Origin of the sequence: Psychrobacillus sp. FSL K6-1267, assembly GCF_038003265.1 — a bacterium.
Taxonomy (GTDB): domain Bacteria; phylum Bacillota; class Bacilli; order Bacillales_A; family Planococcaceae; genus Psychrobacillus; species Psychrobacillus faecigallinarum.
In genome coordinates this window covers 2,764,249-2,787,045 of the sequence record NZ_JBBOOR010000001.1, presented here as the reverse complement: position 1 = coordinate 2,787,045, position 22,797 = coordinate 2,764,249, and the positions used below count along the sequence as shown (strand labels likewise).

The window sequence follows — 22,797 nt, the reverse complement described above, 5'->3', positions numbered from 1 at the left end:
CATTCTTTTTAATATAGTGAATCTAAGATGTCATTTTAACTCGTTTGTTCGTCGTGGTCCATTTGCCTCTTGTTGGACTAATGACTAGGTCATTAAACGCAAGTACATTCAAATCTCGTTGAATTGTTCGAGGAGTGATTCCAAATTCATCGACCAGATCTTGTGTTGTAACAGTTCCGTTGTCTCGGATGAACATATACATATCTTTGATTCGAGTGAGCATCCGATCAGTAGTAGGTTTCAAAAATAACCACTCCTTCATCTTGATATCTCGTGGCAAGACTAGCGGACGACTTGGGCGAAAAGCAACAGATGTATTGCAATTGACAGCCCCTTTACATTTTGGTAGTCAGAATTTTATTATCTGACAATTTAATTATAGTAGAATTACAAAGAAATTTCTATAAAAATAACTGATTATTTACAAAAAAAACATATGAAGTTCTTCTAAGAAAGTTAAAAGAACCCATTCATGACTGGATTTTCTAATGGATTTGTCTGAATTTAAAAATATTAAATTGTTAACCATAGTACCAGAATACATCTCTAAAATAATATTGATAATCTGATAGAACACATGAATAGTATGTTTAAATCTTTGCAATATGAAAAGAAACAAAAATTAATTTTTACTTATTTGAATATCTTAAATATGCAGTTACCGCTCTAATAATATTCTTTGAGAGAGGTTTAAAAAAACCTTCTTTTTGCTGTGTGTTTGAACAAATTAAGTGTAAAATAAGAAATATGCAGTATACATAGGAGGATATAATAAATGAACTGGTTAGACCTAGCAGAACAAAAAAAGCCTGAGATCATTAAAGAGTTACAGGCTTTAATCCAAATCCCTAGCGTTTTAGACGAAAAGGAAGCTACAGAACAAGCTCCTTTTGGTATAAAGCCACTTGAGGCGCTTCAACATATGTTAAATGAGGGTAACAAAGAAGGCTTTGTTACGAAGAATATAGACAATATGGCTGGTCACATTGAAATGGGCAGTGGAGAGGAATTAGTAGGAATTCTTTGTCATGTGGATGTAGTGCCGGAAGGACAGGACTGGACTTACCCACCATTCGAAGGTGTTGTTGCTGATGATCGTATCTATGGTAGAGGAGCAATAGATGATAAAGGGCCAACTATTGCAGCATGGATGGCAATGAAACTAGTTAAGGAAGCTGGTATCGAGCTTTCAAAACGTGTGAGACTAATTATTGGTTCTGATGAAGAAAGTGGATTCCGATGTGTTGATCGTTATTTCGAAAAAGAGGAGATGCCTGACCTAGGCTTTGCTCCAGATGCTGACTTTCCAATTATTAATGCGGAAAAGGGGATTGCTAATTTAATCTTCTCTCAAACGGGTTCTTCTGAAACAGAAACAATTCAATTTTTCCAAGCCGGAAAGCGCACAAATATGGTGCCGGATGAAGCGTTTGCATTTATTTTTGGCGGAGCTCATTCTATTAACGAAAAATTTAATGCTTTTGCAAGTGAACATGGTATTACTGGAGAGGTATTGCCAGAAGGGCCAGTCGTGAAAGTATTGGTTCGTGGAAAATCTGCTCATGCTATGGAGCCAGATCAAGGGGTGAATGCAGGGATTTTTCTAGCTAAATTCCTATTAACATTATCTTTAACACCACATTCCAAAGCATTCTGTGAATTCCTTGTAATGGCTTTTGGTGACGAAAGTAGAGGTCGTGCATTGGGCTTAGGCTATGCGGATGAAGTTTCTGGTGAAACTACATTAAATGCCGGGGTTATTCATTATGCACCTGCACAAGGCTCATGCACACAAGTAAGCCTACGCTATTCTGTTAGCTATCCGTTTGAGGAAAAAATAGGAGCTTGTAGAGAAAAGCTACAAAATAGTGGTATTACATTAGATTTAGGCTCTAATTCTACACCACATTTTGTCGATAAAGAGGATGTACTGATTCAATCTCTTCAAAAGGTATACGAGCGTCAAACGGGAGAAAACGCAGAACTATTATCTATTGGTGGAGGAACATACGCACGAGTACTGAAAAAAGGTGTAGCATTTGGAATGTTATTCCCTGGTAGACCAGATGTAGCACATCAAGTGGATGAATATGTAGATATTGAAGATTTAATAAAAGCAACGGCCATTTATGCAGATGCAATTGTAGAGCTTGCTGGGAAAAAATAAGGAGAGGATGATAGAACATGACTAAAATTTTATGGAATGATCAAATCGTAGAGGAAAAAGAGGTAAAAATCGGCTTTGAGGATCGTGGTTATCAATTCGGAGATGGAATTTATGAAGTGATTAAAATTTATAATGGTGATTTGTTTACAGCAACGGAGCATATCGATCGTCTTTACGCAAGTGCAGACAAAATTCAATTAGTCATGCCTTATACAAAAGATAAATTACATCAATTGATGCACGAACTAATTGAAACGAATGAGCTTCAAAATGGTCAAATTTATCTTCAAGTAACACGTGGAAATAGTCCTCGTATTCATAACTTTCCTAACCCAGCAGTTAGCTCTGTACTGACTGCTTATACAAAAGAAACGACTCGTCCTCTTGCTCAACTAGAAAGTGGCGTAAAGGCTTGTTTTGTAGAGGATATCCGTTGGTTGAGATGTGATATTAAGTCATTGAATCTACTTGGGAATGTACTTGCTAAACAAGAGGCTGTTACAAAAGATTGTTTTGAAGCAATTTTACATCGCGGAGAGACGGTGACAGAAGGATCATCGTCTAATATGTATGGAATAAAAGATGGTGTCTTGTATACACATCCAGTTAGCAACCTAATTTTAAATGGTATTACAAGAAAAGTTATATTAGATTGCTGTGAAGAAATTGGATTACCGATAGTGGAGAAAGCAATGACTAAAGAGGAAACATTGCAAATGGATGAATTTATCATGTCATCTACTAACGCTGAGGTTATGCCGATTATTTCGATTGATGATAAAGCTATCGGCGATGGAAAACCTGGAGAATTTACAAGAAAACTTCAGAAGGCTTTTGAACAAAAGATTCCCTCCACTCTACAAGTATGAACACACATTATTTCATAGGAATCAAAGTACCTGAGATGGTTGGAAGATCTCTCATAAAGGCAAGGGCGACAACAAATATGCATAGAACACATAAAACGTTGCCCCTTGCAGAGGATCTCCATATCACATTAGCATACTTGGCTGCTGTCGATGAAAATGTATTAAAGGACTTAATAGCATCTTTGAATCAAATTAAGTGGGATGCCTTTTCTTTAACTACAGATGGACTAGCTCATTTTGGTAACGATGAAACTCCTAGAGTTGTATTCGTTGCCTTAGAAGAAAAAGATGAGTTAATGAAACTGCAGCAGGCAATTGTTCAAAAGGTTTTGAATTTTTTAGAGTTAAATATTTCTAAGGACTTCCATGCACATATAACACTGGCTAAAAAGTGGATGTCAAAAGAAAAATGTGTCTATGATTCATTTGATCTGGAAAAACAGTCTTTTGAAGTCCGTGATTTTATCATCTACAAAATAAATCCAGCGAGTACTCCACGTTACGAACATTTTGCAAGAATAAACGTGTGATAGGGAGGCAACGGAATGGCTCAGTTAGTCAAACTGCAAGATTATATATCCAGATATCAGATTGATTTAAAGCGCTATCCTACACAATTTGTTCGTTTGAAAAAACAACAATGGGAGCGTATTAACGCTTCTTGGGAAAACGGAGCTTTAGATACATCGTGGATTGAAAATGAGCAGGAGGAAGATATAGAGGTAGAGGAAAAGAAATCCTTTATCTCTAAACTATTTTCCCGAAATAAAGAAGAAACCTCTGCAGAATTACTGGAAGAGGAAAAAGAAGAGATTGGACATGATGTACCAGAAGAATCTACAACTCTCTTTTTTGAGCCTAATATTGTTTATAATCCAAATTCTAAAGAAGAGCTACGAAGAATGTATTTGGATCAATTATTCCATTTTCAATTAAAATGGGCTAGCTCTACCTTAATGGAAAAATCATATGTGGACCCCAAGTATATGAGAGATAGTTTGCTGAGGCAATTAACACTACAATTGCCTGATAATTATTTTCTGTTTTATTATCCGATTCTTAAATTGAAAAAAGCTCCTGTAGAACTAGATATCATTATTGTTTTACCTACAGAAATTATATGCTTAGTAGTTTTAGAGGGTAGAGATTCAGACGCTTTTATCGGTAGCGGGGATCGATTCTGGGTGAAAAAAAGTGGGAAAGCAGAGAGTAAAACATTAAGTCCGATGATTAGCTTAAATAGAATGGAATCTATTCTTTTACAAGTGTTTAAAAAGGAAGAGATTGACTTGCCGATAAGAAAGGTAGTCATGTCTAGGAATGGGTATATCGATTATCCAGGTTCCACCTATCAGACTCAATTAGTGGATACAAGAAGTTTTTCTGCTTGGTTTCAATCCTTAAAATCATCTCCTTCACCTATGAAGCATATGCAGTTTAAGGCAGCGCAAGCATTACTTAATCTTGTTCAAACCACCTCCTACTCTCGAGCAGGCTGGGAGTTAGAGAGTGAGATAGAAAATGAATAATGTAGTGATAATTGTAAATGAGGTAGCAGGTCAGGGAAGAGCTAAAAAGCTATGGGAGTCATGGAAGGACCGGCTCCCGTTCTCCTTTACACTCTTTAAAACTGAATACAGTGGGCATGCAACTGCTATATCGAAGGAATATGCTGACGCTAGCCAAGAACCTCTTCTTATTATTGCAATAGGTGGAGATGGTACCATACACGAAATACTCTCAGGTTTGATAGGATACAATCATGTTCGAGTTGGAGTTGTTTCTGCAGGAAGTGGAAACGATTTTGGTCGAACTTTTTTTGTGTTTAAAACAATAGAACAATTAAATGAGTATGTTTTGGAATTTCAATCATCAGAATATATGGACATGGGAACATTAAAAACCAATTCAGAGAAATTTCATTTTGTAAATAATGCGGGCTTTGGTTTTGACGCTCATGTTGTGTATGCAGCCAATAATTCTAGCTGGAAAAAGTGGTTAAATAGATTAGGCTTAGGTAAACTAGTATACATACTTTATCTAGTGAAGGAGTTATTTTGTTTTCAAAAATTTTCTTTTTCTTTACTAAATAAAGAAGATGAGATAAAGTTTGAGGATGTTTGGTTTATCACTGTATGTAATCAGCCTTATTTTGGAGGAGGTATGAAAATCTCTCCGTCCTCCTTACCGAACGATTCATTAATCGAACTAACCATAGTACACCATTTAAAGAGAACAAAGCTATTATTTATATTTGGCACTGTGTTTTTTGGAAAACATACTGCTTATAAAGAAATTAAACAAATTCAAGCAAAAGAGTTCACCATTCAAATGAACGATGAAGTATATGGGCATGTAGATGGAGAATTTTCCTGTATGACTACACCTGGCAGTACTTATACGTTTAAGGTGGAGTCCGATGCTTGGAATTTAGCAAAACCACCAAGTAAAAGGAGTTAAAGTAATGAGATTAAGAAACAAACCATGGGCAGAGGATTTTATAAACGCTCATCCAGAAATAGTAATTCCAAATCCAGAAGAACAAAAAGGAAAATGGAATTCAGTGTTCAATAACGAGAATCCACTTCACATTGAAGTAGGTACAGGTAAAGGCCAATTTATCACAGGAATGGCAAAACAAAATCCTGATATCAATTATATAGGAATTGAGCTTTATGATAGTGTCATTGTATCTGCTTTAGAAAACGCATTAGAAGCACAGCCTTTACCAAATTTACGTTTGCTTAAGGTGAATGGTGCTGACTTAGCAAAATATTTTCAAAAAAATGATGTACACCGTGTGTATTTAAACTTCTCAGATCCATGGCCAAAAATTAGACATGCAAAGAGACGCTTAACTCACGAAGGGTTTTTAAAGCTGTATGAATCTATTTTAGTAGACAATGCAGAAGTTCATTTTAAAACAGATAATAGAGGGTTATTTGAATATTCTTTAACAAGTATGTCGGCTTATGGGATGCTGTTGACTTATGTATCGCTTGATTTACATGCGAATATGCCAGAAGATAATATTATGACGGAATATGAGGAGAAATTCTCAGCAAAAGGTCAGCCGATTTATAGACTAGAGGCTAGGTTTTTGAGCAACAAGTAAAAGGTCAATACTATTCAAAGGGGATGAAAGTATGGATACGTATAAGTTTCAAGAGATGACATTAACATGGTTAAAGGGTGGTACGACACATATGGACGGGGGAGCCATGTTTGGAGTAGTGCCAAAGCCTTTATGGGAAAAAAAATATCCTGTTAACGAAAAAAATCAAATAGAGCTTCCTTCCGATCCAATTCTCATCCAATATCAAGGTAAAAACATTTTGCTAGAGGTGGGCATAGGATTTGGTAAGTTTTCAGAAAAGCAAATAAGAAACTATGGGATTACAGACGAATCGATGGTAGATGATAATCTTGTCGAGCTAGGTCTACTAGCTGAGGATATCGATATCATTTTAATGACACATTTACATTTTGATCACGCTTGTGGATTAACTAAGTGGGTAAATGGAGAGTTAATTTCTAGTTTTCCAAATGCTACTATCTATGTTTCAGATGTAGAGTGGAATGAAATGAAGAATCCTAATATTCGATCTAGCAATACTTATTGGAAGGAAAACTGGGAACCAATTCAATCTCAGGTCACAACATTCCAGGGTTCTATTACTATATTAGAAGATATTCAGATGGTTCACACAGGTGGACATAGCGACGGGCACAGCATTGTACTATTAAGACAATCTGGCGAAACGATCATTCATATGGCCGATCTAATGCCAACGAATGCTCACCAAAATCCTTTATGGGTTTTAGCTTATGATGATTATCCAATGACTTCTGTGTTTGCTAAGCAAAAATGGGTGAATGAGGCATTACAAAACAATTATTGGTTTAGCTTTTATCATGATGCTTACCATCGAATGATTAAATGGTCTACAGATGGCAAGGAAATTATAGAGAAGCTAGAGAGAACGAGAAAATGATGTAAACAGTTATAAGTGTCTAAGGACATTTATAGCTGTTTTTTTGTTGTGTATTCACATAATTATAGAAGGTTATTGGTAAATTATAGAGAATTAATGAAGGATAAACTACTAAAGTTTGAGGTGAGTATAATCAGGACTTTTTTAAATATAGACGAACAGAACATGGAGATTTTATTTAAAGGAAGTGAAGGTACCCCAGTAATGATCGTTTCGGGTATGGGCTCCTCATTTGATGAGTGGTATGAAATAACCGAAACATTAAGTAAAACGAATCGTGTGATAATGTTTCATAGACCTGGGCTTGGTGAAAGTGAATTGCTAAAGGAATTACGAAATACAGAAACTGTCATAAATGAAATATCAGAGATTATTCGTCTCCTTGAAATAGATGAACCATTTATTTTTGTTGGGCATTCTTATGGAGGATTATGTGTCCAGCATTTTATGAAAAAGCATGAAGAGAAGGTGTTGGGAGTAGTATTGGCAGATTCCACATCTGTAAACTTTAAAGCTCTCGATCAATTGGATTTACCGGTGATCAATGAAGATTCCACGGATGAAGCTTGGTTAGAAAAATGCCTTTTTTATTCCTCTATGAATGAAGAAAGACTGCGGGTTCAACTAAAACCAACGCTGACAAAACAGCAACTACAATTTCCTATAGACATTCAAAAAAGACTACTAGAGTTTCAAGTAAAGCCAAATTTATATAAGGCAATGTATTTGGAGATAAGTCACTGGGAAAGAGATGCTGAAACAATAAAAAATTTAAATACTTCTCTCAATCTCCCTTTGATAGTCATTGGCAGAGATAAAGCTCATTGTATATCATTAGCAGTCGAAGAAGGATTGCCTGAAAAAGAAGCTAAACTTCTAGAAAATAAATGGGAGGAGCTTATTGAGGGGCAAGCTTATATAACAAAAAATAGTAGGTTAATCTTTGCAAAAGGCTCCAGTCACTCGATTCATTTAGATCGGCCAGATATCATTCTAGAAGCTATAAGAATACTAAAAGGAATGGAGCTAGAAGAAAAAAATGGACATATTAAATAAGGATGTGAACGTGATCTTCTTTGACGCGGGCGGGGTTCTTTTTGACACCATAGTAAAAGGGGAGCAACGAGTCACTAATTTGATGATGCAACGAGGATTCACACTTCCTTGCTACCGTTTCCACAACACTTCACTTATTTCCCGCAACAGTAAGCCAATTTCCCGCAACACTTAGAGACTTTTGCGCAACACTTCACAAGTTTTGCACAACACTTCAGGCGGTTTCTGCAACACTCCACTAAAAAAGAAAAAAGGTGAGCTTTTAACTCACCTTTGCTTTATTTTTTGTTATTCGATTCTTTAGTAATATGTTTCGTTACCTTATTTTTCGAGACTTCAGCAAAGTCAATTCCCATTTCTGTATCTGGGTTTACGGTAGGATTTTTGTATAATTCTTGGCTGTTGTGCGTTCGCTCGTTCATGGTTTTTTTACTGTTCTTGCTACTCATGGAATATCACCTCCTACAGATAATTTACACTTAAGAGGTGGATTTATGCTCCATGACTGAAAGCAACATCATTGTATTATACTCTTGTAAGGTCTACGACAGTTCCAGACTTCGAATCAGCTGCAAACTCAAATTGTTCAAGCTCTCCATTTTTAACTCTTGATATTCCGCCTTTATATACTTCCAAACGGATTGCTTCTTTTTGGAAAGGTTCTGGACTCATATAAATCCATGAGCCATCGATTGGTCCCTCTTCTTTAAAAGAGTTCTTTATATTATTAAGCACTAGATCTGCTGGTTTGTTTGGATTTATTTTATTTGCAGCCTGACTTGCAACAATACCTAAAACGACTCCAGTACCTAATCCCATCATATAGTCTCTTAATTTCATTCCAATTCCTCCCTCTTGTTTATTTTAGTTTATCACATAACTCGATTTCGTAAAATTTTTCGATTGTCGAAATTTATTAGTAGTAAACAATTCAAACTTTTATTACAATAGATAGGAAATGTATTTAAAAAGGCAAAATTAACTTTTCTATGCTTTAGGAGGCATCTACTGAGATGAATGAAGAAACACGCGGGTTGTTTAAAACATTAACCGAGTTACCTGGGGCTCCAGGAAATGAGCATGCTGTTCGAGCATTTATGCGAACCGAGTTAACAAAATATGCAGACGAAATAGTACAAGACAATTTAGGTGGAATTTTCGGATTGAAAAAGGGCGATGAAAATGGTCCTAAAATATTAGTTGCTGGGCATATGGACGAGGTCGGATTTATGGTTTCTGGCATCACGGATAATGGAATGCTACGTTTCCAGCCACTAGGTGGATGGTGGAACCAAGTTCTACTCGCTCAACGTGTAGAAATTGTTACAGGTTACAAAACAATTCCAGGTGTAATCGGATCTATTCCTCCTCATTTGTTGAGTGATGAGGTTCGTAATAAACCAATGGATATTAAAAATATGTTAATCGATGTTGGTGCTGATGATAAAGAGGATGTACTTAGAATGGGTATTAAACCTGGCGATCAAATTGTCCCTGTTTGTCCGTTTACTCCAATGGCAAATGATAAAAAAATTATGGCTAAGGCTTGGGACAACCGTTATGGTTGTGGGCTTGCGATTGAATTATTAAAAGAAGTTCAAAATGAACAGTTACCAAATATGTTGTACTCTGGAGCAAATGTTATGGAAGAGGTAGGTCTTCGCGGGGCACAAGCCTCCACTAATATGATCAAGCCTGATTTGTTCTTCGCTTTAGATGCTAGCCCCGCAAATGATGCTTCTGGCAATAAAAATGAGTTTGGTCAATTGGGGAAAGGTACTCTACTACGTATATTTGACCGCTCCATGATCACTCATCGAGGGATGAGAGAATTTGTATTAGATACTGCTGAGACTAATAATATTCCATATCAATATTTTATCTCACAAGGTGGAACAGATGCAGGAAGAGTTCATACTTCGTTAGAAGGTGTACCTAGTGCAGTAGTTGGTATATGTTCACGTTATATTCATACCTCTTCGTCTATTATTCATACAGATGATTACGCAGCAGCGAAGGAATTAATTGTGAAGCTTGTAAAGGCATGCGATTGTTCAACACTTGAGACTATTAAAGCAAACGTCTAAAAAGGATGCCCCGAGTGGCATCTTTTTTTAAAATTAAAGATATAAATTATACATATTCAATACATATTGCTTGGAATAATAGATAGCAACAGACAGTCCAAAAATCATATCTTTTTCAGCCGATGAAATTGAACTGTCTTATTGTTTTCATTGGCTTGTTTCAAAGAAGGAGATTAAACGATGCATAAAATACTAATTGGAACTAATAATAGAGCTAAAACTAAGGCAGTTGAAGTGGTAGCTGGCAAATTTTATCCTGATGCTATTTTTGTAAATCAGGAGGTTTCCTCACAAGTGTCGAATCAGCCGATGAGCAACGAGGAAACTAGGCAGGGAGCAATTAACCGAGCAAAACGATTAATGCAAGACTTTGATGGTACCTTTGGCATCGGCTTAGAAGGCGGTGTACAGGAAATTTCTGATACTATGTATGTTTGTAACTGGGGTGCTCTTGCAACCAAAACAGGAGAAGTGTTTACTGCTACCGGAGCAGGTGTAGCCTTACCAAAGGAAATAGCAGATAGTTTAAAAGAGGGTGCGGAACTTGGACCCATAATGGACGTCTATACTAACAAGAAAGGTATACGTCATCACGAAGGAGCAATAGGAGTATTTACAAACGGTTTTGTAAAACGAAGTGATATGTTCGAGCATATTATGTTATTGCTCATTGGTCAGTATGAACTTTCTTTAAAGACTCAAAATGCGAAATTAGATTTACAGGAATGAAAAACCAACTAGCTTAATAAGATATACTAGTTGCAAGTAAATAAAATCATAGTTAAAATATATAGCAGTTATGCATTGAATGGAGGAAAGAATTTGACGAGAATTTGGATGCGGGTTATTCTCGCGTCGCTAGCTGTCATTTTAATAGCAGGGTGCGCATCTATAGATGAACAAGCTGTAGACGGCCTTGAACAAGCTGAAAAAGCCTTTCAAGGGGATGCTGAAGATCCTAACGAAGAAATTAACAGTATAAAACTTTTCTTACCAAGTGGATATTCTATTGAAGATGATTCCGATGAAACTAATATTCTTCTCAACAAAGGGAAAAATTCTTTTATTTTATTTATCAATCCCAATGAATCATCTTCGAGTAAATTATACTATGATTTAATGATGGCAAATAAAAATGTGAAAATCATTAAGGAAGCAACCTTTGAAAAAGATGATCGGTTTGGTTTTGTTGCCATTTTAGAAAATAGCGAAGATAGATATGAGTTAATAACCAGTATTGGCGGTATCAAATTAACAACTATTACTAAAGAGAAAGATGTTGCTAATAATCTTGAACAGATGATGATGATAGTCAGATCTATTCAAACGAAATAGGGGGAATTCACGTGGAAAACTTACAATCCATTGATCAGTTCGAACAATTAAAGAATACTGGGAAGGTTGTATTTAAATTTACAGCCGATTGGTGTCCAGATTGTCATTTTATCGACCCGTTTATGGGAGAGGTGGAAGAGCAGTTTTCTGAATTCCAATTTATCTCCGTAGATAGAGATAAGTTTATAGATTTATGTGTTGAGTTAAACATTTTAGGTATTCCGAGTTTTGTCGCTTTTGAAAATGGAAACGAGATAGGTCGTTTCGTAAGTAAAGATCGTAAAACAAGAGAAGAAATTGAATTATTTCTTCAATCTATCTAAGAGACTAAACGGTTCACAAATTGTGAGCCGTTTTTATTTGGGATTCCATACATAATATTTGTTTTTAACTGCTATATAGCGATAGAATTCACATAGGCAAGTCTTTTGTGAATAAGAAAGGAAGGGATACTTTGAAAGCACTTGAATTGATAAGATTATTTAAAACTAAAATGACAGAAGAAATATATATGTATGATTACAATCGTGAAACAAATAAGCTTCGTTTAACCCATAAGCAACTAGGAAAAGGTATGGATATTTCGATTCCTCCTATATTAGCGAAATATGAAACAAAAAAAGAGGAAGCAATTAACGAGGTAGTATACACAATACAAGAGACATTTTCAGCTATGGAGAAGGAAATGGCAGGAGAAATTGATCCAACGTTAGCGGTTTATCCTGTAATTCGTTCTACTTCCTTTCCTCTTAAATCTAACGAGGGAAACCGATTTGTTACGAAAGACCATACTGCTGAAACTAGAGTTTACTATGCTTTAGATTTAGGAAATACTTATCGTTTGCTAGATGAGAAGATGTTAGCGAGCTGGAATGTGCGGGAAACTGAGATAAGGGAGAGAGCTCTATTCCAGGTTAGAAATCTAAAAACAAATTATAAAACGGATGAAGTTGCTGGCAATATCTTTTACTTTTTTAACAATAATGACGGATATGATGCAAGCAGAATCTTAAACGAATCTCTATTAAAAGAAATGAAAAAACAGATTTCTGGAGATATGACTGTTTCTGTACCCCATCAAGATGTTATGATTATTGGTGATATAAGAAATGAGACAGGTTACGATGTTCTTGCTCAAATGACTATGCATTTCTTTACAGTAGGGACAGTGCCAATTACCTCATTATCTTTTATATATGACAAAGGAGATTTAGAGCCAATCTTTATCCTGGCTAAAAATCGAGTAACAAAGGAGAACGAAGACAAATGAATATATTTTACAATGCAGCCGGTATAGGTGACGTGTTATTAGTCCAATTAACACCAGAAAAAACAGAAAAAGTTATAACTGAAACTAAAGGCGATGTAACGCTTGTTAAGGATCAGCAATCAGCTGAGATTCTTGCAATCAATATATTTGGATTTAGTAAATATGCACAACTAGAAGCAAACGGACAAGTTACTTTAAATGAGGAGCTTGTGACAAAAATTCAAGCAGTATTAAATTCAAATGAAGTAGATTACCAATTAGAGGTGGACCTGTCTCCTAAATTCGTAGTTGGTTATGTGGAATCTTTAGAGCAGCATCCAAATGCGGACAAGTTAAAGGTGTGCCAAGTAAACGTAGGAACTGAAACCTTACAAATTGTTTGTGGCGCTCCCAACGTGGACGCTGGCCAAAAGGTAGTGGTAGCTAAAGTTGGAGCTGTTATGCCTTCTGGAATGGTTATTAAAGATGCAGAACTTCGAGGAATTGCTTCAAGTGGAATGCTTTGCTCTGCCAGAGAGCTTGCTTTACCAAATGCTCCTGAGGTGAAAGGTATTCTTGTTTTGGAAGATAACAATGAAATAGGAAGTGCCTTTGTTTCATAAAAGTATGAAGAAGTTCTTAAAGCATGCCTAATAGGTGTGCTTTTTTTCTACTATCTTTTAATTTTTAACAGACGTATACCGTAATTATTGGTAAAATAGATGGTATCGAGTAGAAAGAGTGATGTAAATGAACTGGTTTAAAAAATTATTTTCAAATAATGAGGAAGAAAATATAGAAGAATTTGAAGCTGAGGAGTTATCTCCAAAAGAAACGAAAACTCCTTTCCGCTTTCCATTAATATCGGATAATGAAAAAAACGAATTCCTGTATGGAGTAAAGGAAGAAAAAATAATTAACGAGCCGATTGTAAATGAGAAAAAAGTATATGAAGCTCCTCCTATCTATGAAGGCTGGCAACAAAGAAAAATACAGCCAGTAGTCAAAAAAGTGGAAAAAGAAATAGTTGAAGAAGCAGCTATCGTAAAGAAAAAGAGACCCTTCACTCCAACTCAAGTTCCTTCTCCAGTATATGGCTATAATAAGCCAAAGGAAAAATATGGGACAACCCACAAGGAACCAATTATAGAGAGAGAGCCTATTATAAGTAAAGAAAAAATTGTGAGTCCTTTCCCCATGCCACAGGAGGTAAAGGCAGAGCAATCAGTGGAAATCAAAGAAAATGCCATAGAGGATTCAGTACTTGTAGTAAGTGAAGAAACATCGGAGGTTCTCGATAAAGCTCCGAATATCAATACTTCTTTAGAGGAATCGCCAAACGAGATAGTAGAAGTAAAACAAGAATTGGAACAAATTTCTAAGGTGGAAAAGCCGAAATTAGAGCATGTTGAAGTAAAAGAGGAATCACAAGTAGCAGAACCGCTTGAAGTAGTAGAGGAATCAGTAGTAAATAATCTTGAAGTTAAAGAAGAGCAACCAATGGTAACTGAGCTCCTTAAAGTAGAAGAACAGCCATTAGTCGAGCAATTTGAAAGAAAAGAAGAACAGCTGGTAATAGAACCGCTTGAAGTCAAAGAAGAATCAGTAGTAAATGTTCTTGAAGTAAACGAAGAGCAACCAATGGTAGCTGAGCTCCTTAAAGTAGAAGAACAGTCATTAGTCGAGCAACTTGAAAGAAAAGAAGAACATGAAGTCGAAGAAGAAGCAGTAGTTAATGCTCTTGAAGTAAACGAAGAGCAACAAACGGTAACAGAGCTACTTGAAACTAAAGAAATACCGCTAGTCGAGCAACTTGAAAGAAAAGAAGAACAGCAAGTAGTAGAATCGCTTGAAGTCAAAGGGGAATCAGTAGGAGAACCGATTAAGACGCCTGAAGCAACTCGAACAGAGAAAATCAGACCCTTTAACGTTTTAATGCTGAAGTCAGATAAGGATAAGTTGAATAAACTAGGAAATAAAATAATACCTAACCAACAGAGCTTTTCATCCATGCCGCCTGTTTCTGTAGCTGAGCCGACACAAGCCCGACATAAAGAAGAAGTAAGGGTGGAAGAAAACTCTGTAACAGAACCAATTGAGGAAATGCAGGAAGAATACACTTCTAGCTATCAAAAACCTTCCTTTAGTTATCTTTTACCTCCAGAGATGAAGGATGAGGATAAAGAGTGGATGGAGGATCAAGCTGCCACTTTAGTGGAAGCCCTTTCGTATTTTCAAGTGAGCGGGGAAATCGTTCAAATGTTTCAAGGACCAGCAGTTACTCAATTTGAAATTACAGTAGGACATGGTACGAAGGTAAGTAAAATTCGCAACCTAGCAGATGATCTTAAGCTTGCTCTAGCAGCGAAGGACATTCGTATACAAGCTCCTATACCAGGAAAAAGCTCAATAGGTATTGAAATTCCTAATAGAAAATCACGTGCTGTACGTATATCGGAGGTTCTTAACACGAATGTATTTATTGAATCTGACTCTCCTTTAGAAGCAGCCCTTGGTTTAGATTTAACTGGTAAACCTGTGACAATCGATTTGAGAAAGATGCCACATGGGCTAATTGCAGGAGCAACAGGCTCGGGGAAATCTGTGTTTATCAATTCTTTGCTTGTTAGTCTGTTATATAAGGCAACTCCAGATGAATTGAAATTATTGTTAATCGATCCTAAGATGGTGGAGCTTGCTCCTTTTAACCATATTCCTCATTTAGTAAGTCCAGTAATCACAGATGTGAAAGCTGCAACAGCAGCTCTCAAGTGGGCAGTTGAAGAAATGGAACGTCGTTATCAATTGTTTGCTCATATCGGAGTGCGTGATATTAGCAGATATAACACATTGGCCACGGAAAAAAGACAGTTTGCTCAAAAACTACCTTACCTTGTTATTGTAATTGATGAGTTAGCTGACTTAATGATGATGGCTCCAACCGAGGTGGAGGATGCTATTTGTCGTATTGCACAAAAAGCAAGAGCTTGTGGAATACATCTTGTTTTAGCAACACAACGTCCTTCTGTTGATGTAATTACAGGCCTCATAAAGGCAAATATTCCTACACGAATTGCTTTTTCTGTATCATCCCAAATAGATTCACGGACTATTTTAGACCAGCAAGGTGCTGAGAGATTGCTTGGTCGCGGAGATATGCTTTATCAAGGCAATGGTATGTCGAGTCCAGTAAGGATTCAGGGTACTTATGTGACAGACGATGAAATAGAAAGTGTTATTGACTATGCAAGAAGCCAAGGAACTCCCAATTATATGTTTGAACAGGATGAGCTAATACAAAAAACAGAGACAGCCTCCGAACAAGACGAATTATTTGAGGAAGCTTGTCGATTTGTAGTTGAACAGGGCAGTGCATCCACATCATTATTGCAACGGAAATTCCACTTAGGATATAATCGGGCAGCTAGGCTGATTGATGCTATGTATGAGAGTGGTTATATTTCTGATCAACGAGGAAGTAAGGCTAGAGAAGTGTTATTGACAAATGATAGCATTGACCAAATTTTTAGTTAAATATATTTATTAATATAACGTACTAAAAAGTGATATAATGGGGAATACGTCTAATAGGCGAACGCATAATCAATGTATATAAGTGGGACTAATCCCAGGAGGTTTACAATGTATGACAAAGTATCATTTTACAGGGATTAAGGGATCGGGTATGAGCCCGTTAGCTCAAATCCTTCATGATGAAGGTCATGAAGTTCAAGGATCCGATATTGAAAAATATTTTTTTACAGAAAAACCATTACATGATCGCCAGATAAATGTTCTATTGTTCGATGAAGATAATGTAAAAGAAGGAATGACAGTGATTGCAGGAAATGCATTCCCTGACACTCATCCTGAAATAGTGAAGGCTAAGGAACTTGGGTTGGAAGTTATTCGTTATCATAAGTTTTTAGGTGATTATATGAACCAGTTTACTTCAATTGCAGTAACTGGAGCTCATGGGAAAACGTCAACTACAGGTCTACTCGCTCACGTTTTAAGCGGTTATAACGCTACTTCTTATCTAATTGGTGATGGCACTGGTAAAGGGGTTAACAACGCCTCTAATTTCGTTTTTGAAGCATGTGAATATCGCAGACACTTTTTGGCATATAGTCCAGATTATGCGATTATGACTAATATCGATTTTGACCATCCAGATTATTTTACAGATATTGAGGATGTATTTAACGCGTTTCAGGAAATGGCGATGCAAGTTAAAAAGGGCATTATAGCTTGTGGAGATGACTCTCATCTTCAACGCATTAAAGCGTCTGTGCCTGTTGTCTATTATGGTTTCGGGGAGCATAATGATTTTGCTGCTCGTAATATAGAAAAGACAACAGAGGGGACTTCCTTTGACGTATTTGTAAGAAATGAGTTTTATCATCGGTTTACGATACCAATGTACGGTGATCATGTCATTTTGAATTCTTTATCGGTTATATCTTTATGTCATTATGAGGGTGTGCCTGTAGAGGTTATCCAGGATGGTTTAGAATCCTTTGAGGGTGTTAAAAGACGTTTTACGGAAACAGTTATAGGAGATCGTGTAATTATTGATGATTACGCTCATCACCCGACAGAAATTGCTGTAACAATTGAAGGCGCACGTCAAAAGTATCCAGATAGAAAGCTTGTAGTGATATTCCAACCACACACATTTACTAGAACTCAAAAGTTCTTAAATGAGTTTAAAGAAAGCCTTAGCTTGGCTGACGAAGTGTACTTATGCGACATATTTGGATCAGCTAGAGAAAACGCAGGCTCTTTAACTATCGAAACACTAGGTGATCTTATAGAGGGCAGTCATATCCTTCAAGAGGAGTCGGTGGAACAATTATTAACTCATGAAAATGCTGTGTTTATGTTTATGGGTGCAGGAGATGTCCAAAAATATCAAAAGGCATTTGAAAAAAAACTAAATAATTAATAAAAATGCTTAATCTCTTATGTAGATTAAGCATTTTTTAGAGGAGTTTTCAAAAAAAAGTAGTATAGTATATAGAGTAAGAAGTTTAGTTTGGTTCAATTAGGGTAAAAATACTACATAACAAAAATGATGGGGAGTGTCCAAATGGAAAATCTATTATACATAGCTGCAATTGTAGCGGCCATAGCATTTCTAATATTATGTATAAGCTTGGCGGTAACTTTGTCTTCCGTTAAAAAGACCTTGAACAATGTGGCAGATACATTAGATGGGTTAGAGGCTCATTTACAAAACGTAACAAAAGAAACTGCTGAACTTTTGCATAAAACAAACGAACTGGCAGTGGATATTCAAGATAAATCCGAGAAGCTTAATACGGTTGTAGAAGCAGTGAAAAATGTTGGAACATCGGTGAATGGATTCAATAACTCAATACAACGCCTGTCAACTTCTGTCACTTCAGAAGTGGAAAAAAATGAAGATAAAATTGCACAGGTTGTTCAGTGGAGCAGCATTTTCCTTGGCATACGTGACAAGTGGAAAGAACGCAAAGCAATGGAACAAGCTGGCTTTTATACATTTGAAAAAGACAATATAAAATAAGCTAACTGGAGGAATTGAAATGACTAATTACGAATCAAACAAACCAAATTACAATGATGCAAAATTTGACCACGAGTACTATGCAAACCAATCATCTTACGATCGACAAGGGCAGCCTAGCTATCCACCAATGCCTTCTTATAAGGAAAGCCGCCACAATATCTATAAGGATGAAGAAGTAAACGGTAAGGACTTCATCATGGGAGTAATTATCGGTGGTATCATAGGCGCTACGACAGCACTATTATTAGCCCCAAAAACAGGGACAGAGCTTCGTGACTCCTTAACATCTCAAGCAGGCCAGCTGAAAGAAAAAACAATCGACCTTTCTTCAACTGCTAAAGAAAAAACAACTCAAATTTCTAAACAGCTGCAAGAGCAATCTGGTCAGCTAGTAGACAAAGTGAAAAACATTAAAGGTTCACCTGCTTCACCATTAGATGATGGTACTGCTTCATCTGAAGGAGAAGAACCAATGGATTTCATGGAGACTATTTCTCAAACGACAGAAGAGCTAACAGAAGAAGAGGAAAATGCTACTGCAGTTGCTGAAGCTATTAAAGAAGCGATTACAGAAGAAAACGATTCAAATTCAAATTCAAACTCAAACTCAAACTCAAACTCTAAAAAGACTACCACTACAAAAAAATAAAAAAGAACAAGCAGAGATGCGTGTTTTCAGACTGTAGAAAAAGTACCCCCGGAGTTCTTCTCTAGGGGTACTTTTTATTTAAGTTCAAATTACCACCCTGAATTTTATGGTGAGTCGTCTATGTTTTCAACTCACATTAGGCAGTTTGCCAAGTCCAAGTGGCATGATTACTTTTAAAAGATGTCTTAGAAGATTTAAAAACTCCACACATTTAAAAAGTTAACATTGGTCGATTGGAATGGAAGGCGCGAAGACTCCTACCGGAACAGTACGAGTCGAAGCACGCGGACTGAGCGACGCCTGAAATGGAAATCGACGATTTCTTACTATAGTACCGTTAATAAAAAAAAGACTATAAGACAATTCCAATACCTTTGGGTTTGTCTACAGTCTGATAGAACAAGCAGAGATGCTTGTTCTTTTTTATTTTTCTACCCTACTCGAATTTCCAGTTGGTCTCCTCCGAAAATTTCTTCATCAAATCGGGAAGGTTGACCATTTCTCAAAATTTGAAAAGAGGTGGCATTCTCTGGAAGAGTCCACTCTGTGAAGCGAAACACATCTTGAAAAATCCAGGAGGAGTCATTTGCTTCTTCCCATACAATCTTGGCATTGTTTGGTATGGCATCACTTCCTTGAAGAGTTAATTCTCCCATAGAAACTACCGCTAGCTCTTTAAAAAGTTCAACTTTTTCACTTTGAAAGGTGACTACTGTTCTAATAGATAATTTTTTGTTTAATATCTCAGCCAATTTTTCTAACGTAGGGTACTCTAAAGTATTGATTACTATTACGTCATTATCTTGAATGGAACTCTGTAATTTGCCTTTCATCCCGTTGATGAGTAGGTTAGGAGAAAGAACGGGCATATAGTGGTTTTTATCGTTAATGGTAACTGTGTAAGGGTTTAGCTTCTCTATATAGCTTTCCTTGTTGATGATATGTAGGAACTGTTCTACTGTCTGAACTGTTTCCACAGTAACCTTGTCTCTTTCCTTTAAAGGAGTGTCTATTGTAGAAGAAGCACCGTTGATATAAATCTTTGGTTCTACAATATACATAACTCCTTGGAAGGTGACTGTTTGAACAGATGCCTCATCCAACAAGTCTCGAACAGTAGCTACTCCTGGGTTTCCATCTTTTCCTTCTAGAAGCTCAATTGTATCTTTATTTTTTATGATGGTTTTCGTATTAGCCTCCATTCCATTTACCATTATCAAAGCCGCTTGACCATGTTCTCCAGGGATATGAAGAGTTTGATTATTAAGTTGGATAGATAGAGCAGCACCAGGTTTCCCATATAATTTTCGGGTTGATATATTCGCAGCTAATAATGCATCACCAACTGTCATTTCCTTAAGTTCAAATAAACGAACAACCTGCCCATTCACCTTTACAGACATATACTGAATAGGAGACTTTTTCGCTGCAATTGCAATACCAATCGGTGTGACAAGCTCCGGTGTGATTGGAATATGTTCTTCCTTTGTTAAATCTTGTATTGCATCGATACCTCTAACAGCAACTCTATTAGCTGGCAAATTTAATGCTTGTTCTAAAGAGGTGGTGATGGTAGGTGTTAGGCTACCACCTCCTACAAGCATGACAGCTTTAGGAGAGCGATTATTATTTAAACGTAGTATCTCTTTTGAAATTTCAGTTGCTAGTTCTGTAATTGTTGGTTTTAGAGCTTCTATAACTTCTTCCTTTGGTATGTCCTGTTCAAAACCAAGGATATCCTGCACTTGAATGTAATCATTAGTATTGATAGCTCTCTTTGCTTTTTCAGCAAGAGGAAAGTCCAATAAATAATGATCGCTTAATGCTTCGGTAATTTCATCTCCCGCATATGGAACCATACCATAGGCGACTACTGTACCAAAGTCAGTGATTGCTATATCTGATGTTCCTGCTCCAATATCAACGAGGGCAACATTTAAACGACGCATTGATGTGGGAATCAATACATTAATAGCTGCGATTGGCTCTAATGTAAGAGCCTCCATTTCTAAATTAGCTCGCTTTAAAGCAGAAATCAGAGATTCAACCACAACTCGCGGAAGAAAGGTAGCTATTACTTCTATTGAGGCTTCCTCACCTTGTTGGTCAACCAAGCTCCCAATTTCTTCTCCATCCAATTTGTAGTATAAAACACTATATCCAACACAATAATAGTGACTAGACTGATTTCCATTGTCGGGCTGAACAAGAGCATTTTGAGCCTGCTGAACTGCTGAAAGCTCTAGTCTACTGACGTCTTCCTCGGAAAAAATCGGTCTATTTTTTATATTCATTTTTATCTCGGCTTGCTCAGTTTTTAAAGCTCTTCCTGCTGCAGCAACGCTTACTTTTTCTAAAGGACCATGCTTAGCTTCTAGTTTTTCCTTTATCGATTGTATTACCTCTGCTACTTTGAGCACGTTATGTATTTGACCATCCATCATTGCTCGATCCTTATGTTCTTCCACAAGTATGTCAACTACATGAAACGTTTCATTTCGTTGTTCTAGAATTATTCCTACGACAGATCGTGTACCGATATCTAATGCAAATAGGGTAGATGACAAGTTCTCACTTCCTTTTTAATATGAGACACTTTAGCGAGTTGAATCGCTAAAATAAAAAGCGTGACATTTCTCAAATGATTGATTATAATATGAATTATATCCTAAAATGTATCATAATTTTCAGGCGATAGAAAGAGTCGTAGCTGAGACGAAAGGAGAAATATCTATGAATCAAGTAGATTTAGAGGCTTTACGAAGCCGTGTAGACGAGATTAATGTAGAAATTCTACGTTTAATCAATGAAAGATCGGAAGTAGTGCAAGAGATAGGTAGAGTTAAAGAAAAGCAAGGTGTAAATAGATATGATCCTCTTCGTGAAAGACATATGCTAGATCATCTTAAAGAAAACAATGACGGTCCAATGCCACAATCAACTGTGGAGCATATATTTAAAGAAATCTTTAAAACAGCTCTAGAATTACAAGTGGATGACCAGAAAAAAGCACTTCTCGTTTCTCGCAAAAAGAAATCAGAAGATACAATTGTAACAATTAATGGAGAACAAATTGGTACAGGAACGCCATCGTTTGTATTTGGCCCTTGTGCTGTTGAATCATATACGCAGGTTGCAGAAGTTGCTGCTGCGATCCAATCTAAAGGATTAAAGCTAATTCGCGGAGGAGCATACAAACCACGTACGTCTCCTTATGATTTCCAAGGACTTGGCTTAGAAGGATTGAAAATTTTAAAACAAATTTCTCAAGAATTCGGTTTAGCGGTTGTTTCGGAGATCGTAACACCTAGTCACTTAGAGGAAGCACTTGACTATGTAGATGTTGTACAGGTCGGTGCCCGAAATATGCAAAACTTTGAACTATTGAAAGCAGTAGGTCAAATAAATAAACCTATCCTATTAAAACGTGGGATTGCAGCTACTTTAGATGAATTTATCCATGCTGCTGAATATATTATCTCTCAAGGTAATGACCAAATCATTTTATGTGAGCGTGGTATCCGCACATATGAAAGAGCTACAAGAAACACTTTAGATATTTCGGCAGTGCCTATTTTAAAACAAGAGACTCACTTGCCTGTATTTGTTGATGTGACGCATTCAACTGGTCGTCGTGATATTTTACTACCTGCTGCTAAGGCTGCAATTGCTATTGGAGCTGACGGAGTAATGGCAGAGGTTCACCCAGATCCTGCAGTGGCATTGTCTGATGCTGCTCAGCAAATGAACTTAAAGCAATTTGATGAGTTCTATGATTCCATTCAAAAATTCATGAAAAATCATGAAGTTCACGCATAAAATATAGTATTGTCACA

At 36.6% G+C, this 22,797-nt stretch carries 23 protein-coding genes; 19 read left to right on the top strand and 4 right to left on the bottom strand.

The features are described from left to right. Positions 1-22: 22 nt before the first annotated feature. Positions 23-244, bottom strand: coding sequence for a DeoR family transcriptional regulator (locus MHB55_RS14135; RefSeq protein WP_144537096.1), 222 nt, complete (start codon positions 242-244; stop codon positions 23-25). Positions 245-775: 531 nt separating this feature from the next. Here MHB55_RS14135 and pepV point away from each other — a divergent pair. From pepV to MHB55_RS14095, 8 genes are all read left to right on the top strand, one after another. Next, positions 776-2,167 (top strand): dipeptidase PepV, encoded by a 1,392-nt coding sequence (pepV, locus tag MHB55_RS14130; RefSeq protein ID WP_340863461.1) that lies wholly within the window; start codon positions 776-778, stop codon positions 2,165-2,167. 17 nt (positions 2,168-2,184) lie between these two features. Further along, positions 2,185-3,036: a D-amino-acid transaminase gene (dat, locus tag MHB55_RS14125; RefSeq protein ID WP_144535223.1), complete on the top strand. Its 852-nt coding sequence runs from the start codon at positions 2,185-2,187 to the stop codon at positions 3,034-3,036. Further along, on the top strand, positions 3,033-3,566 hold the full coding sequence (gene thpR / locus MHB55_RS14120) for an RNA 2',3'-cyclic phosphodiesterase (protein WP_144535225.1): 534 nt from the start codon (positions 3,033-3,035) through the stop codon (positions 3,564-3,566). Before dat ends, thpR begins: the two co-directional genes overlap by 4 nt. A 15-nt stretch (positions 3,567-3,581) precedes the next feature. Then, positions 3,582-4,565 carry a nuclease-related domain-containing protein gene (locus tag MHB55_RS14115; RefSeq protein ID WP_340863460.1) on the top strand — a complete coding sequence of 328 codons (984 nt, stop codon included), beginning with the start codon at positions 3,582-3,584 and terminating at the stop codon, positions 4,563-4,565. After that, positions 4,558-5,496, top strand: a complete 939-nt coding sequence (locus MHB55_RS14110; RefSeq protein ID WP_144535229.1) for a diacylglycerol/lipid kinase family protein — start codon at positions 4,558-4,560, stop codon at positions 5,494-5,496. Before MHB55_RS14115 ends, MHB55_RS14110 begins: the two co-directional genes overlap by 8 nt. 4 nt (positions 5,497-5,500) lie before the next feature. Then, positions 5,501-6,151 (top strand): tRNA (guanosine(46)-N7)-methyltransferase TrmB, encoded by a 651-nt coding sequence (gene trmB, locus MHB55_RS14105; RefSeq protein WP_144535231.1) that lies wholly within the window; start codon positions 5,501-5,503, stop codon positions 6,149-6,151. Between the two features lie 31 nt (positions 6,152-6,182). Beyond that, on the top strand, positions 6,183-7,031 hold the full coding sequence (locus MHB55_RS14100) for a YtnP family quorum-quenching lactonase (protein ID WP_340863459.1): 849 nt from the start codon (positions 6,183-6,185) through the stop codon (positions 7,029-7,031). Between the two features lie 165 nt (positions 7,032-7,196). Continuing rightward, positions 7,197-8,087 (top strand): alpha/beta fold hydrolase, encoded by an 891-nt coding sequence (locus tag MHB55_RS14095; protein ID WP_340863458.1) that lies wholly within the window; start codon positions 7,197-7,199, stop codon positions 8,085-8,087. A gap of 278 nt (positions 8,088-8,365) precedes the next feature. Here MHB55_RS14095 and MHB55_RS14090 read toward each other — a convergent pair whose 3' ends face one another. Both MHB55_RS14090 and MHB55_RS14085 read right to left on the bottom strand, forming a co-directional pair. Next, positions 8,366-8,536: a hypothetical protein gene (locus MHB55_RS14090; protein ID WP_186318030.1), complete on the bottom strand. Its 171-nt coding sequence runs from the start codon at positions 8,534-8,536 to the stop codon at positions 8,366-8,368. Positions 8,537-8,612: 76 nt separating this feature from the next. Further along, positions 8,613-8,927 carry a hypothetical protein gene (locus tag MHB55_RS14085; RefSeq protein ID WP_144535237.1) on the bottom strand — a complete coding sequence of 105 codons (315 nt, stop codon included), beginning with the start codon at positions 8,925-8,927 and terminating at the stop codon, positions 8,613-8,615. A gap of 173 nt (positions 8,928-9,100) precedes the next feature. On the opposite strand from MHB55_RS14085, the gene MHB55_RS14080 reads away from it, so the two are divergent. From MHB55_RS14080 to MHB55_RS14035, 10 genes are all read left to right on the top strand, one after another. After that, on the top strand, positions 9,101-10,174 hold the full coding sequence (locus MHB55_RS14080; protein WP_340863457.1) for a M42 family metallopeptidase: 1,074 nt from the start codon (positions 9,101-9,103) through the stop codon (positions 10,172-10,174). Positions 10,175-10,354: 180 nt separating this feature from the next. Beyond that, positions 10,355-10,903 carry a DUF84 family protein gene (locus MHB55_RS14075; RefSeq protein ID WP_144535241.1) on the top strand — a complete coding sequence of 183 codons (549 nt, stop codon included), beginning with the start codon at positions 10,355-10,357 and terminating at the stop codon, positions 10,901-10,903. Positions 10,904-10,996: 93 nt separating this feature from the next. Then, positions 10,997-11,509 (top strand): hypothetical protein, encoded by a 513-nt coding sequence (locus tag MHB55_RS14070; RefSeq protein ID WP_144535243.1) that lies wholly within the window; start codon positions 10,997-10,999, stop codon positions 11,507-11,509. 11 nt (positions 11,510-11,520) lie between these two features. Continuing rightward, a complete protein-coding gene (locus MHB55_RS14065; protein ID WP_144535245.1) occupies positions 11,521-11,832 on the top strand; it encodes a thioredoxin family protein in 312 nt (103 codons plus the stop codon). Positions 11,833-11,963: 131 nt separating this feature from the next. Next, positions 11,964-12,779 carry a DUF1444 family protein gene (locus MHB55_RS14060; RefSeq protein WP_144535247.1) on the top strand — a complete coding sequence of 272 codons (816 nt, stop codon included), beginning with the start codon at positions 11,964-11,966 and terminating at the stop codon, positions 12,777-12,779. Then, positions 12,776-13,381 (top strand): YtpR family tRNA-binding protein, encoded by a 606-nt coding sequence (gene ytpR, locus MHB55_RS14055; RefSeq protein ID WP_144535249.1) that lies wholly within the window; start codon positions 12,776-12,778, stop codon positions 13,379-13,381. The genes MHB55_RS14060 and ytpR overlap by 4 nt, the downstream gene beginning before the upstream one ends. A 127-nt stretch (positions 13,382-13,508) precedes the next feature. Further along, positions 13,509-16,292 carry a DNA translocase FtsK gene (locus MHB55_RS14050; protein WP_340844633.1) on the top strand — a complete coding sequence of 928 codons (2,784 nt, stop codon included), beginning with the start codon at positions 13,509-13,511 and terminating at the stop codon, positions 16,290-16,292. 112 nt (positions 16,293-16,404) lie between these two features. Next, entirely contained in the window at positions 16,405-17,706 is a 1,302-nt protein-coding gene (murC, locus tag MHB55_RS14045) for a UDP-N-acetylmuramate--L-alanine ligase (protein ID WP_191696745.1), read from the top strand. Between the two features lie 144 nt (positions 17,707-17,850). Beyond that, positions 17,851-18,309: a DUF948 domain-containing protein gene (locus MHB55_RS14040; RefSeq protein ID WP_144535255.1), complete on the top strand. Its 459-nt coding sequence runs from the start codon at positions 17,851-17,853 to the stop codon at positions 18,307-18,309. 19 nt (positions 18,310-18,328) lie between these two features. Next, positions 18,329-18,961, top strand: a complete 633-nt coding sequence (locus MHB55_RS14035) for a YtxH domain-containing protein (protein WP_340844632.1) — start codon at positions 18,329-18,331, stop codon at positions 18,959-18,961. 431 nt (positions 18,962-19,392) lie between these two features. On the opposite strand, the gene pilM is transcribed toward MHB55_RS14035, so the two are convergent. Then, positions 19,393-21,528, bottom strand: a complete 2,136-nt coding sequence (gene pilM / locus MHB55_RS14030) for a pilus assembly protein PilM (RefSeq protein ID WP_144535259.1) — start codon at positions 21,526-21,528, stop codon at positions 19,393-19,395. 166 nt (positions 21,529-21,694) lie between these two features. Between pilM and MHB55_RS14025 the strand changes: the two genes are divergently transcribed. After that, on the top strand, positions 21,695-22,780 hold the full coding sequence (locus MHB55_RS14025) for a bifunctional 3-deoxy-7-phosphoheptulonate synthase/chorismate mutase (RefSeq protein WP_144535261.1): 1,086 nt from the start codon (positions 21,695-21,697) through the stop codon (positions 22,778-22,780). The last annotated feature ends 17 nt before the right edge of the window (positions 22,781-22,797 follow it).

Excerpts from the sequence above, each read along its gene's own strand:
- MHB55_RS14035 (WP_340844632.1), top strand. The coding sequence starts at position 18,329 with ATGACTAATTACGAATCAAACAAACCAAATTACAATGATGCAAAATTT.
- trmB (WP_144535231.1), top strand. The coding sequence starts at position 5,501 with ATGAGATTAAGAAACAAACCATGGGCAGAGGATTTTATAAACGCTCAT.
- pepV (WP_340863461.1), top strand. The coding sequence starts at position 776 with ATGAACTGGTTAGACCTAGCAGAACAAAAAAAGCCTGAGATCATTAAA.
- MHB55_RS14110 (WP_144535229.1), top strand. The coding sequence starts at position 4,558 with ATGAATAATGTAGTGATAATTGTAAATGAGGTAGCAGGTCAGGGAAGA.
- thpR (WP_144535225.1), top strand. The coding sequence starts at position 3,033 with ATGAACACACATTATTTCATAGGAATCAAAGTACCTGAGATGGTTGGA.
- ytpR (WP_144535249.1), top strand. The coding sequence starts at position 12,776 with ATGAATATATTTTACAATGCAGCCGGTATAGGTGACGTGTTATTAGTC.
- MHB55_RS14025 (WP_144535261.1), top strand. The coding sequence starts at position 21,695 with ATGAATCAAGTAGATTTAGAGGCTTTACGAAGCCGTGTAGACGAGATT.
- murC (WP_191696745.1), top strand. The coding sequence starts at position 16,405 with ATGACAAAGTATCATTTTACAGGGATTAAGGGATCGGGTATGAGCCCG.
- MHB55_RS14100 (WP_340863459.1), top strand. The coding sequence starts at position 6,183 with ATGGATACGTATAAGTTTCAAGAGATGACATTAACATGGTTAAAGGGT.
- MHB55_RS14080 (WP_340863457.1), top strand. The coding sequence starts at position 9,101 with ATGAATGAAGAAACACGCGGGTTGTTTAAAACATTAACCGAGTTACCT.
- MHB55_RS14090 (WP_186318030.1), bottom strand. The coding sequence starts at position 8,536 with ATGAGTAGCAAGAACAGTAAAAAAACCATGAACGAGCGAACGCACAAC.
- MHB55_RS14085 (WP_144535237.1), bottom strand. The coding sequence starts at position 8,927 with ATGAAATTAAGAGACTATATGATGGGATTAGGTACTGGAGTCGTTTTA.
- MHB55_RS14050 (WP_340844633.1), top strand. The coding sequence starts at position 13,509 with ATGAACTGGTTTAAAAAATTATTTTCAAATAATGAGGAAGAAAATATA.
- MHB55_RS14115 (WP_340863460.1), top strand. The coding sequence starts at position 3,582 with ATGGCTCAGTTAGTCAAACTGCAAGATTATATATCCAGATATCAGATT.
- MHB55_RS14075 (WP_144535241.1), top strand. The coding sequence starts at position 10,355 with ATGCATAAAATACTAATTGGAACTAATAATAGAGCTAAAACTAAGGCA.
- dat (WP_144535223.1), top strand. The coding sequence starts at position 2,185 with ATGACTAAAATTTTATGGAATGATCAAATCGTAGAGGAAAAAGAGGTA.
- MHB55_RS14095 (WP_340863458.1), top strand. The coding sequence starts at position 7,197 with ATGGAGATTTTATTTAAAGGAAGTGAAGGTACCCCAGTAATGATCGTT.
- MHB55_RS14040 (WP_144535255.1), top strand. The coding sequence starts at position 17,851 with ATGGAAAATCTATTATACATAGCTGCAATTGTAGCGGCCATAGCATTT.